Source organism: Lachnospira sp. CLA-JM-H23 (genome assembly GCF_040096425.1).
In the GTDB taxonomy this organism is placed as follows: Bacteria; Bacillota; Clostridia; order Lachnospirales; family Lachnospiraceae; genus Lachnospira; species Lachnospira rogosae.
In genome coordinates this window covers 71871-84177 of the sequence record NZ_JBBMET010000004.1, presented here as the reverse complement: position 1 = coordinate 84177, position 12307 = coordinate 71871, and the positions used below count along the sequence as shown (strand labels likewise).

The 12307-nt window shown below is 36.9% G+C and carries 13 protein-coding genes and 2 pseudogenes; 13 read left to right on the top strand and 2 right to left on the bottom strand.

The annotated features are described in order from the left end of the window. From WMO42_RS06480 to WMO42_RS06420, 13 genes and pseudogenes are all read left to right on the top strand, one after another. On the top strand, positions 1–645 hold the full coding sequence (locus WMO42_RS06480) for an RloB family protein (protein WP_349153573.1): 645 nt from the start codon (positions 1–3) through the stop codon (positions 643–645). 42 nt (positions 646–687) lie between these two features. Next, positions 688–2139: a toll/interleukin-1 receptor domain-containing protein gene (locus tag WMO42_RS06475; protein WP_349153574.1), complete on the top strand. Its 1452-nt coding sequence runs from the start codon at positions 688–690 to the stop codon at positions 2137–2139. Positions 2140–2188: 49 nt separating this feature from the next. Continuing rightward, positions 2189–3022 (top strand): hypothetical protein, encoded by an 834-nt coding sequence (locus WMO42_RS06470; protein WP_349153575.1) that lies wholly within the window; start codon positions 2189–2191, stop codon positions 3020–3022. A gap of 99 nt (positions 3023–3121) precedes the next feature. Then, complete coding sequence (locus WMO42_RS06465; protein ID WP_349153576.1) at positions 3122–3859, top strand: hypothetical protein; 738 nt, start codon at positions 3122–3124, stop codon at positions 3857–3859. Then, a pseudogene (locus WMO42_RS06460) lies at positions 3856–4182 on the top strand (recombinase family protein); the annotation flags it as partial. The gene WMO42_RS06465 and the pseudogene WMO42_RS06460, both read left to right, overlap by 4 nt. 32 nt (positions 4183–4214) lie before the next feature. Beyond that, a complete protein-coding gene (locus tag WMO42_RS06455) occupies positions 4215–4937 on the top strand; it encodes a transposase (RefSeq protein ID WP_349153577.1) in 723 nt (240 codons plus the stop codon). 39 nt (positions 4938–4976) lie between these two features. Then, positions 4977–5195, top strand: coding sequence for a hypothetical protein (locus tag WMO42_RS06450; RefSeq protein WP_349153578.1), 219 nt, complete (start codon positions 4977–4979; stop codon positions 5193–5195). Between the two features lie 700 nt (positions 5196–5895). Next, a complete protein-coding gene (locus WMO42_RS06445; RefSeq protein WP_349153579.1) occupies positions 5896–7218 on the top strand; it encodes an MATE family efflux transporter in 1323 nt (440 codons plus the stop codon). Between the two features lie 8 nt (positions 7219–7226). After that, positions 7227–8090, top strand: a complete 864-nt coding sequence (locus tag WMO42_RS06440) for an AraC family transcriptional regulator (protein ID WP_349191813.1) — start codon at positions 7227–7229, stop codon at positions 8088–8090. Between the two features lie 626 nt (positions 8091–8716). Continuing rightward, positions 8717–8827, top strand: a pseudogene (gene rhuM, locus WMO42_RS06435) (RhuM family protein); the annotation flags it as partial. A 136-nt stretch (positions 8828–8963) separates the two neighbouring features. Beyond that, the gene (locus WMO42_RS06430; RefSeq protein WP_055306716.1) at positions 8964–10307 is read left to right on the top strand and encodes an MATE family efflux transporter; all 1344 of its coding nucleotides are present in this window, start codon (positions 8964–8966) and stop codon (positions 10305–10307) included. Positions 10308–10339: 32 nt separating this feature from the next. Then, positions 10340–10603 carry a hypothetical protein gene (locus WMO42_RS06425; RefSeq protein WP_172678521.1) on the top strand — a complete coding sequence of 88 codons (264 nt, stop codon included), beginning with the start codon at positions 10340–10342 and terminating at the stop codon, positions 10601–10603. Positions 10604–10644: 41 nt separating this feature from the next. Then, entirely contained in the window at positions 10645–11070 is a 426-nt protein-coding gene (locus WMO42_RS06420; protein WP_055306715.1) for an N-acetyltransferase, read from the top strand. 157 nt (positions 11071–11227) lie between these two features. Here the strand turns inward: WMO42_RS06420 and dut are convergent, their stop codons facing one another. Then, positions 11228–11671, bottom strand: a complete 444-nt coding sequence (gene dut, locus WMO42_RS06415; protein ID WP_022502263.1) for a dUTP diphosphatase — start codon at positions 11669–11671, stop codon at positions 11228–11230. A 79-nt stretch (positions 11672–11750) separates the two neighbouring features. Then, positions 11751–12278, bottom strand: a complete 528-nt coding sequence (gene nrdG, locus WMO42_RS06410) for an anaerobic ribonucleoside-triphosphate reductase activating protein (protein WP_349191812.1) — start codon at positions 12276–12278, stop codon at positions 11751–11753. Between the last annotated feature and the right edge of the window lie 29 nt (positions 12279–12307).

Below are 12307 nucleotides of genomic sequence, written 5' to 3'. Positions count from 1 at the left end.
ATGGCGAAAAAGGACAGAACGGGTAATAGAAAAACACGAGAGCAGAGAAAACAATTTAAGGCGCCAGAATTAGGCTACTACTTGATTGTTACGGATACAGAAGCTACAGAGCGTTGTTTTTTCACTGGACTTCATCAGACATTGCCGGAAGATGTGAGAAACAAGCTTGTAATAAAGGTGGTAGAGACAAAGACTCGTGCCATGATTGATAAATGTCTGGAACTCACTGCTTACGATGCGCAATATCGTATTCCTTGGATTGTGTTTGATAGAGACCAAGTGCAAGGATTTGATGAGATTATAAAAGAGGCAGAGGATAAAGGAATACAAGTGGGCTGGTCAAATCCGTGTTTTGAGATATGGATGTATGCTTACTTTGGTTCCATGCCGGCAATCCAAGACTCATGGACTTGTTGTTCGGAATTTGGACGAGTATATAAAACCAAGACCGGACAGAAGTATTCCAAGGCTGATGAGCAGATGTATGGAAAACTCTGCAAAGCTGGTGATGAGAAAAAAGCAATTCAGATAGCACAGCAAAAATTGGAGCAGTGTAAACGAGAAGGTAAAACAAAGCCATCAGAGATGTGTCCGTGTACCACGGTGCATGAATTGGTGGAAGAGATTAAGGGAAAAGTAAGATAGTATTTTAATAAACAAATTGAGTAATGGTTCGGAGGTGCACATATGTTACAAGAAGATGGGATTCCTAAAATATTTATTTCATATGCTTGGGGAAGTAGTGATTTAGTACTTGAATTAGCACAAAGATTAGTGTCACATGGAGTAGATGTTGTTTTGGATAAATGGGATTTAAAAGAAGGACAGGATAAATATGCGTTTATGGAAAGATGTGTAAATGATTCTGAAATTACTAAGGTTCTTATTATCTGTGATAAAGCATATGCTCAAAAAGCTAATGAGCGTACTGGTGGGGTAGGAGATGAAACTGTTATTATTTCTAGTGAGATATATGGAAATACGAAGCAGGAAAAGTTTATTCCAATTATTGCTGAAAGAGATGAGGAAGGACAACCTTATGCCCCTACATATATCAAAACAAGAATATACATTGATTTATCGAACCAAGAAACATATGAGGTTGAATATGAAAAACTTCTTAGAAATATTTATGAGAAGCCACAGTTTGTTAAACCTAAATTAGGTAAAAGACCTGAGTGGATAGATGATGCAAAGACAGATTTTTTTCTGATAAAGGATTTGATACGTCAAATTCGTGGAAGTAATACTGATGCTAAGCGCAGAAGTTGTATATCTAGGTTTCAAACAGAGTATATTGCTACCTTGAAGTTATATTATGAAAAAGGGGCGAATTCAGAACGACAATATGAATTGTTTCTGAATACAAAGATTATAAGGGATATATTTTTAGATTTCGTAGAAGTTATTTCTGAAACAGAGTGCAACTATGCAGAAGTATTAGCAGACTATTTTGAAACGATGTATAACCAATTAACTTGTATTAAAACATTTGAACCTAAAGCGGGTTCTGCTTCGGATGATGACTTGGATGTGTTTAGAAATCTTATGTGGGAGTTATTTATTTGTGTGATAGTTTTTATGCGTCATACAAAAGATTACTCAGCTATAAATACAATGTTAACACACACATATTTTTTGGAGACTAGCATATTTGGAGGGGCTATTAAGCAGAACAATTATACTGCATTTAGACATCATAGTCGTGTAGTTGAAGAACGATATAAACCAAGCACAGATATGAAAAATAAATTTACACTTATGGGAGATACAATATGTAACCAAAGAGAAAAATTGCCAATTTTTACAAGTGAAGCTATAGCTGAAGCGGATTTGTTTTTGTATCAAGTATGTAATGCATATGAACTTGCTGAAGATGAAAATAGTTGGCGTGAATCATACTGGTTTCCTACATGTTATGTATATGCTAAAAACGCTCCGATAGAATGGATGAAAATGAAATCTAGACAGTATTGTCAGAAAATGATGGTATTGTTTGGGGTGAGTAGTCTTGAAGAATTAAAGAGTGTTGTTGGAAAATGCGTATATGACAGAGAGATGAAATATTCCGGAAGCTGGAATGCTGCTCCAGCAATATTAAGCTATGTAAAAGTAGAAGAAATAGGTACATTGAATTAAGTTGTCATAGATAAAGAATAGAAACATACAAAAGCGAAAGGTGGAGATTATGATAGAAAAAATAGGATATGATTTAGTGCTTGCTGTTGTCTCTGCAATTTTAGGAGCACTATTTGGAGTTCTGATTCCTAAATTGTTAAAAGATGAAAAGAAAACAACTGACATTCAAGTTGATAAACAACTTGTTTTTTCGCAAATCCATATTGAACAAAAACAATACATAATTAATAATTCGGGAAATCAATGTGTAAATTCTAAGGGTACATACAAAAGTGAAAGTTCATATGGAACTGAGATAGTTGTGGTCTTTCTATTGGTAGCTTTATTTTTGATTTATTGGTTTTTGAAATACGAAAAAATAATTTGTGCAGTTGTTTTAGTATTGTTTGTTTTTTTAGAAGTGGCTTTTCTGGTGGCTGAATACATAATAACAAGAAGATATAGGATTGATAAATCCATTAAATATATATTGCTGTTTAATATTTTGGCGACAATATGTATCCCCATTTTGGTAAGTTTCATAAAAATGCCAATTATGGGTCCGGATTTTGATAAAGAAGCAATGCTTAATAAAATGCAAGAGGAAGGAATATTTACCGCTTTGTTTGATGTAGAAGTATTTGGTTTTTTGTTATATCAAGCAATGGGAGTAATCATTTTAATAGTTTTTATGATATTTACTTTAGTAGGAATGATACATGTTTTATCTATGATTAATTTAGTGTTAAAAAATCGTTTTGGTAAGATGTGGGAGTGGTTTTACATAAAAACAATGGGATTATGCAAGAGTGTAAAGTTTTATATATCATTTGGATTGCTTTTGCTAGTATTAAGTTTTTTGTGTATCTCAGGTGTATTGTCTGCATTAATTATTAGATTATAGGTTATAAAATTGGCAGACATCTGCACTGTCGATTTTTTCTTGAAATAAAGTTGGAACAAATATATAATTGTGTTGGGATAGAAAGATAGGAGGTGTAGAGTGTTGGATGAATATATAGAAGGTGCGAAAGATATTGTGCAATGGATGGCAGACAATGCGGCTTTGTTATCAGTTGCTGCTACTTTACTGCTCTTTTTTCTTAGCAAGAAAAAAGAAAATGGATTGAAAATATATGAAACAAAAAAATCAGAGTATATGAAATTGATTGGTCTATTCGAAAAACTTTTTAGTGGTGTAAAAGACAAGAAAGATATTGCAAAGTCTATGAGCCAAAAAGAATTTTACAATGTTGGTTCTTCATTGGCTATTTTTGGTTCGAAAAAATTATATAAAACTTATTGTTTATACAGGGAGCTTGCTGTTAATGAAAATTGGCAGAAGGTTAAGTATTATGATAAGGATATGTTGATATTTTTATGGGGAGAAATGTATCAAATCATGAGAAAAGAGATTGGTCTGAATACAGCTACACAATATGTTGACGTTCCCGATATAATGTTTTTTATCTTAAATGATATTACAAAACCAGAGTATAGAAAGAAGTATTATCAATTTAAATATAGAAAAATGGTATTTAAAATTTTGATTTTTGCAGCAAAGATAGATGAAGATTTGCCTACAGTGTGGCTGTGGAATTGTATTATAAAGCCGCCAATATTTGTTATTTATTCAATCATACATATGTGTATCAAAAAGGTAATTGTGAATCCTGTGAGATTTGTTATCAGAAAAATAAGGAAAAAGCCAATTGAATTGGAAGAAGGTAATGAACTATGAAAAAACAACAAAAATGCTACGTCTACACCCGTGTATCCACCTCCATGCAGGTAGATGGTTACAGTTTAGATGCACAAAAAGATAAATTACATAAATATGCCGACTATCAAGACATGATAATTGCCGGAGAATATTCCGACGAGGGCAAGTCCGGAAAAAGTGTGGAAGGCAGACCTTAGTTTCAACAGATGCTTGCTGACATTGAAATCGGTAAAGATAATGTCGATTTCGTCCTTGTGTTCAAATTATCCCGCTTCGGTCGTAACGCAGCTGATGTATTATCTTCCTTGCAAAGAATGCAGGATTTTGGTGTCAATATCATAAAAATATTTTGATGTTTATTGAAAATTTGAGAATGAAACTTGGATTAAACGATGAATACGATATCCAGTGTGGATACGAGGCAGGATGTCTGGGCTACTCGCTCTATAATCAACTGACAGCCGCGGGAGTCAAATGTGTGATACTTGCACCAACTACTATGCTTACACCGCAAGGTGTGAGAATTAAGACAGATATGCGTGATGCATATATGATTGCCCAGTGTTTGTCATACGGTGGTTATCATGCTGTTTATATTCCGACTGAGGCTGATGATTCGGTAAAAGAATATCTTCGCATGAGAAATGATCATAAACTTGCCTTAAAGAAAATCAAGCAGCAGATCAACGCATTCTGCATCAGACATGGATTTTGCTATGATGGGACAAAATGGACTCTGGCACATCTGAATTGGCTGAAGAAACTAGAAATCACAAATGAACTATATCGAGAAACACTTGACGAATACATGGCATCATACGAAGAACAGGAAGCCAAGATTGAGAGATATGATAAGCGGATCGAGGAAATCGCGGAGCAGACAAAGTATTACGACAAAGTCAAAAAACTGAAATGTTTTCTTGGAATCAAGACGCATACAGCATTGTCATTGATTGTTGAAAACGGAGATTTTGAAAGATTTGCAAAAGGGAACCAGTATGCATCGTATCTTGGACTTGCTCCTGGAGAAAACTCAAGCTCAGACAGCATACACCGCCTTGGAATAACCAAAGCAGGAAACAGTCATTTGGGATAGCTTCTGATAGAGGCATCTGGCGGAATCTGCAAGGGTGCTGTGGGGCACAAATCAAAAGAATTAAGAGCAAGGCAGAATGGTAATACAGCAGAGGTAATTGCGTATGCTGATAAGGCGAATACGAGATTGCGGAGCAGATACTATAAATTCATACGACATGGAAAGAAAAGAAATGTGGCAGTGGCTGCAATAGCAAGAGAACTGGCATGTTTTGTATGGGGCATGATGACAGATAATATCGAAATGAAAGCAGCGTAGAGATGTATCATAGTCATCTGCCAGTCAAGGGTGCAGGCACCGCTGTGGCGGCTAAGCCCTTGACAATCAGCTGTCTATGATAAAAGGGCAGTCAAGCAGAAAAAGAAGCAATGTGCAGCTTTTTCTGCCACAATGTAACAATGAAACAATCTGACAGTATTAGAAAAGAGCTGTGGTCACTGTAAGGTCTGGGTTATCTGCGTTCACTCTATGTGCGCACATGAAACACTGTGATCCACGCTTTTAGATCGTAGAACCCAACGGCGGACCATTAGCCTGTAGGTAACCAATCCACGTATAACAGAGTGGCCAACTGCCGGGGACTGTTAAACTAGGGCTCTTTTCCAATGCTGTCAGGAAAACAAATGTGACCGGAGTTAAGAAATATTTTCTTGAAATTAACTCTTGACAAAAGTCACTTCATAACAGAGTGATACAATCACAAAGTTTAATGGTATCTTGTGATAAATATAAACAACAAAAAGCCGTCAGGTTTTCAACATTGCTGCAGAAGTAAAACACTGGCACGGTGCAGCATATGGAAAATGAAAGAAAATACAGCAAATTAGAACTGTGTTTTTCTCCATTCGTAAATAGAAGTAGAAATAGTGCAATTTTTGCATGATATTATACAAGAAATATGTGGAAATATATCATATTATTGATAATATATGTTATATTAGTATTTAGGGAGGAAAACATGGAAGGTGAAAGAAAAACATTGGCACAACTGTCCGTGCCAATATGCTTAGAAACTTTATTTTATATGCTTTCAGGTATGGTCGATACACTTATGTTATCATCTGTAAGTGACCAGGCTGTGGGGGCTGTCGGAACAGCAAATACATATATCGGTGTTTTTATCATTATGTTCGGGGTAATATCATCTGGTATGGTAGCGGTTATGTCACAAAATATCGGGGCGGGAAGACCTGGAATTGCATATCAGGCCAGACAGCTTGGACTTATATTTAATGCATTGACAGGTATCATGATGTCTGGTATTCTTGCCATTTTTTCTGGTAGAATACTCAAAATAGTAAGTATTGCCCCGGCTTTGCTTGAACCTGCTGAAACATACCTTAAAATTGTTGGAGGTGCAAGTTTTTTAAATGCACTGATTCCTATTTTTTCCAGTTATTTAAGAGTGTTTGGATATACAGAACATTCCTTAATAGGGACGGTTGTTGGTAATGTCATTAATATTATACTCAATTCAGTATTTCTGTTTGTGTTTCACTGGGGAGTAATGGGAGTTGCTGTTGCAACAGTTATTTCAAAGGTTGTGAATCTTATTATTGTAGCAGCGATGGGAGCTGTACTTATAAAAGCAAAGCAAAGTCCTGAGCGTGCACAGCCACGAAAAATACTTGCACAGATTGTTAAAATAGGTTTTCCGTCTGCATTCGAAACAGCACTTTATAATGTAGCAATGACATTTGTGGTACGTTTTATGAACCAGATGGATGCGGACGGAATGAATGTTACAGCACGTTCGTATGCGATGCAGATTGCAAATTTCTCGTATTGTGTAGGCGCTGCGCTTGCGCAGGCTAACGCTATTATGACTGGCTGGAGAATTGGAGCAAAAGAGTTTGAAGAATGTGACAGGGGTACACGAAAAGCGGTGCTATATGGTCTCATAACAGCGACGTGCTTTTCTGTGGCGTTTGCATTATCCGGACATTTTATCGTGCATATATTTACGGATGATACACAGATGATTAATCTTGTAGTAAAGTTACTGATAGTAGATATATTCCTTGAATTTGGAAGGGTGACAAATCTTGTGTATGGTCAGGCATTAAAAACGAGTGGAGATGCAATTTTTCCGGTTATAATGGGTGCGATATTTATGTATCTGTTTGCGGTTGTCGGAACGTATTTTCTTGGAATACATATGGGACTTCAGGCAGTAGGCGCATATATTGCAATGGCAGGTGATGAGTGTGCAAGAGCTGTTGGGATGGTGCTTAGATGGAAAAGCGGAAAATGGAAAAGTAAGAGTCTTGTAGAATTGTAGGAGCGGCTATGTATTTTGAATTAAAGGAAAATAAACCACATGGTACAAAGGACGACCCATTTAGTACTTATCACATAAAGAATAAAGGTCGGTCATTTCAGATACCCGTACATTGGCATGATGAACTTGAAATTATATATGTAAAAAGTGGCTTTCTGACGGTAAGTATATCGGGGGAGAGTTATATTGGAAAAGCCGGGGACGCATTTGTGGTATCGCCGGGAAGTCTGCATCTCATGGGCTCACAAACCGGCACTGTGGATTATTTTACTTTTCTATTTCCGTTAAAATATATATCTTTTTTCACAGATGACATGTTAGACGATAAATTGCTTGAACCGTTAAACAGCGGTCATCTGATGATATGTCCAAGAGTAAAAGATACGGCAAAAGAACTGTGTGAGCAGCTGATTGATATATATATGGCAAAAATGGATGAAAGTGAGTCAAAAATAGCTGCACAGATAAAGACAAAGGTAATTCTTTTACAATTTATTCTTGAAATGTGGGAAAAGGGACTTGTAATAGAAAATGATACAAATGGCAGAAATATTGTGGAAAAAGAGATGGTTTCATATATACAGCAGAACTTTACAGGGAAGATATCCCTAAAGGAATTTGGAGAACAGTTTCATCTTTCAGAAAAATATATATCACGGTATTTCAAGGAACATTTTCATATTACACTGTCGCAATATATTACATATTTACGGTTGGAGCATGCAAAACAGCTGTTACAGGATACCGATATGCCGGTTACGGAGGTAGCCTTGCAGAGTGGGTATCAGAATGTAAGCTATTTTATCAGAAGTTTCAAAAAAGCCTATACAGTTTCACCACTGAAATATAGAAAGTCTGATGAAAACAGCTAAAGCAAAACCGATGGTCCAGTATGAGAAAACCGTACTTTTGTACACAAACGCAGAGAAGAGCAATAGAACTTTTCCCTGCGTTTATTATTATTTCTTGAGTTTCCGTAAAATGTAATTTAAAAATAAATGACTTCTCTTAAAGTGCCAATTTGTAATCCTTTTCAGCAAAAGAATGCACATATAAAGAGAGAAAAAGTAAGATTTACGGGAGGCGAATTTTAATTTTTGAAGTGAAAATGCCATCCGCTCGTCCTGTAGACATTAGTGCATTATCAGAAGCACAGATGAATGCAGAACTAGAGAAAGGATATGCGGATATGCAGGCTGGTCGTACTAGATCAGCAAAATCTGTTTTTGCTGATATCCGCAAGGATTACAGTTTATGATTTATGATATCGAGATTTAAGATCAGGCCGAGATAGACCTTCGTGGAATCTTCGGATACATTGCTTTTGAACTGCAGGCACCAGAAAAAGAAAGAAATTGACCGATATGTATCTCGATGATAAATTTACTAAAGAAGCATACCGGATGTGAGAGACAGATATATGAATCTTTATAAAGCAATTTAGTCGATTAAAAATTGAGGTAACAAGATGAAAGATAACAAGCGTGAAATTAGCATTGTTCGTTCTTCAGCAGCTATCCAGTTCAGAAAGTGGGCAAATCATATAATTGAGGAATATACAGTTAAGGGATTTGATATGGATGATGAGCGGTTAAAAGATTTTGGAACCCTGGCTTGACTTAGCGGCTGTAACTACATATAATGGCTTCGCAACGTAATTTAAAACTTACATTTTGATTACATAGAATAAATTCCGGAGAAGGAAAGAATAAGTGAAATTATAAAGGCTATGGAGGAATATGATAATGTCAAAAGATGAATATTTGATCACAGATACGCCTCTTAAAGCGTTGACAGTTTTTGCAATGCCAATGATTTTGGGCAGTTTTTTTCAGCAAATATACAATATGGCTGACTCTATAATCGTCGGACAATTTGTTGGCTCCTCTGCACTTGCAGCTGTCGGGGCCTGTGCAGCGCTGACCAATGTTTTCATTTGTGTGGCATTGGGGGCAGGTGTCGGTGCCGGTGTGCTCGTGAGCCGCTATTTCGGTGCCAGAGAATATGGAAAAATGAAGACCATCGTGTCAACGTCCTTGTTTAGCTTTTTAATTCTAAGCATAGTTCTTGGTGTTTTTGGCTTTTGCTTTTCCCACTCGATGATGAGGATATTACAAACCCCTGGCGATATACTGAATGATGCAGTGTTATATCTGCGGGTCTATTTTGTGGGCTTTCCATTTCTGTTTATGTATAACATTCTTTCCAACATGTTCACTTCCATTGGTGAATCAAAAATCCCACTGGGACTCTTGGTATTCTCGTCAATCTTAAATATTTTTATGGATATTTGGATGGTGGCCGGACTTGGTCTCGGTGTGTTTGGTGCAGCCCTTGCGACTCTTATAGCACAGGGTATTTCTGCAGTGTTTTCACTTTTTCTGTTCCTCAGCCGGATGCGTCGATATAAAAGTCGCTTTTATTGGTTTGACAGGCAGGATTTATATTCCATGCTTCAAATTGCTGTACCTTCGGTTCTTCAGCAGTCTACAGTGTCTATCGGTATGATGATCGTACAGGCTGTTGTAAATCCTTTCGGTACACAGGCACTTGCGGGGTATGCGGCGACGATGAGGGTAGAGAATGTTTTTTCATTGATTTTTGTATCCATTGGCAATGCGGTTTCCCCATATGTTTCCCAGAATTTTGGTGCAAAGAAAATTGAACGGATCAAAAAAGGATATCACGCTGCACTGGTGTTAGATGTATGTTTTGCAGTTCTTGCTTTTATAGTTATTGAAACATTGCATACTCAGATTTCCTCGCTATTCCTTGGTAAAGATGGAACTGCTTTGGCTTATCAGGTATCCGGGGGTTATATGAGATGGCTCGGTTACTTCTTCATCTTTATGGGAATCAAAATGGCAACCGATGGGGTTCTTCGGGGTCTTGGAATCATGCGTCCGTTCCTTATTGCAAATATGGTGAATCTGGCAATCCGCCTGTCGGTTGCTTTGATTTGTGCACCGCGTTTTGGCATTGTATTTGTCTGGCTTGCTGTACCGGCAGGTTGGTTTGCCAATTTTTTAATATCCTATGTGGCTCTTCGGAGATCATGGCCGACTGATAAAGAGGCGCAATCCCGATAGCCTAAATTAATTTAAAAGGATGAATTTATAGTATGAACGACAAATGTGTTGTATTTAACTGTACGCAGGAGTGTCCGCTACAATGGGGCTACTGTAATGGAAAAGAATCGGGTGCATTACGAGTATTACCATTTGAAAATGACAGAAAATGTGCCGGAGGATTACACCGAAATCTTATTTGTATGCTTAAGGGAGGATGGATGTCTGGAACTTCCGGCAACCACAGTGTCTGCAAGATAAGTGAGAGAGCAATTGTGGAGGTGCTGAAGCATTTTAAGATGCTTCAAGAGAAATAAAAAAATTTTGTTCAATAGGAATTTGTAGGAGAACTACCATTGTGATTAGAAAATTACGAAAAGCAGATGTAAATAGAGTTGCAAAGATATGGTTGGACACTAATATAAAGGCACATTATTTTATATCTGTGCAATATTGGAAAAATAATTTTGAATTAGTGAAAGAACTATTATTACAGACAACTGTCTATGTCTATGAAGATAATCAAGGAATATGGGGCTTTATAGGTCTAAACGATGAATATGTTGAGGGTATTTTTGTTTCTGACGAAATGCAATCGCATGGTATAGGTAAAGCTTTGTTGAATTATGCAAAAGATAAACGGAGTAAATTGCTTTTGAATGTATATCAAAAAAATACAAGAGCAATATCTTTTTATCAAAGAGAAGGATTTGATGTTCAGAATAGTGGTTTAGATGAAGCTACTGGAGAAAAGGAATATGTAATGGCATGGCAGCGGAAATAGAAGTTTAAGTATATAAAATGGATAATGGGAAATGCGGTTTATTGACCGCTGGGGGAAATATTCAATTGTATGCTTATGAAGAAGGATAAATATAAATATACAATAGCAGCTTCGGTAGAAGCTGCTATTGTATATAATGACAGTAATATGCTGAATATTATTTAGTCCCAGTAGACCCGAATCCTCCATCACCTCGCACTGTATCACTTAATTCCTCAGCCTCAACGAATTCAGCAGTGATATAAGGTGTGAGTACAAGCTGTGCAATTCTGTCGCCAGGTTCAACGGTTACAGGGGATTGTGAATGGTTGTGTAATGCAACCATAAGCTCGCCGCGGTAATCAGAGTCAATAACGCCGACCTTATTGGCTGGGGCAAGACCTTTTTTGCACGCCATACCGCTTCGTGCGTATACAAGACCAACAAGGCCTTCTGGGATTTCCATAGCAATCCCTGTCTTGATGAATTCTGTAGTACCAGCGTTGATTATCACTGGTTCAGTCATTCCGGAATAGAGGTCCGCACCGGCAGAGAATTCTGTACCATAAGTTGGAACTATTGCATTTGGTGTAAGCTTTTTAAATTTAACTGTCTGTTTCATTGATGATTATTCTCCTTAATATTATTGATATTCAGGTGACTGACTAATACCTAAATTTTTTATATAGATTTTCCACTGATTATTGATATTCCTCAGCAGTAATTACAGTGCCTTCTTTTAAGGACTGCTGTACAAGTATTGTGCGCTGGTTTGATGAACCCTTGAATTTAAGCATCATATCTTTTAATTCTTCAACAAATCTGCCATCTACGCATACGTCAATATATGAAAGCATTTCTCTGGTTTCAGGATATTTGTCATACATTTTATCCATAATATCCTCATCAAAAAGGTAACCGGTAAAGCACCATATATCCTTGGCCGGATAGTTTTCCTTTACAGCCTTTAGAAGCGGAATAAGTCCCCTTTGATTGGCTGGTTCAAATGGTTCGCCGCCAAGCAGTGTAAGACCAGCAATATAATCTGGCTTCATTGAATTAATTATATCAGATATGGTTGCATTAGTAAAAGGTGTACCATAGTTAAAATCCCACGCAATTTCATTAAAGCAGCCTTTGCAGTGGTGTGTACATCCGCTTACAAAAATGCTTGTACGTACTCCAGGACCATTGGCGATGTCGTTATATTTAATTTCAGCGTAGTTCAAAATATTCCTCCTGATTATGTGCCTTATAT